Origin of the sequence: Acinetobacter sp. 148 (assembly GCF_031196675.1) — a bacterium.
Classification (GTDB): domain Bacteria; phylum Pseudomonadota; class Gammaproteobacteria; order Pseudomonadales; family Moraxellaceae; genus Acinetobacter; species Acinetobacter baumannii.
The window spans coordinates 1-203 of record NZ_JAVIMT010000048.1 but is presented as its reverse complement, the minus strand read 5'-3'; the positions used below and the strand labels follow the sequence as shown (position 1 = coordinate 203).

Below are 203 nucleotides of genomic sequence, written 5' to 3'. Positions count from 1 at the left end.
AAAAGGCGCAACTTCATTTGAAATAAGGCCTTTATTAATTCCGACCATGCCATACTCAAGCTGTTCACTCATTCGCCAAGCACGGCCTAAATCTTTGGTATAACAATATGCGGCTAAACCAAATTCAGTTGCATTTGCCATTTCAACTGCTTGTTGCTCGTTTTCAAATTTAAATACGGCTGCTAGCGGACCAAACGTTTCTT

General features: G+C 40.4%; 1 protein-coding gene. It reads right to left on the bottom strand.

Annotation, left to right across the window (positions count from 1 at the left end; genetic code table 11):
• On the bottom strand, positions 1-203 hold a 203-nt coding region (locus RFX69_RS08835), incomplete at both ends, for an aldehyde dehydrogenase family protein (protein WP_309169211.1).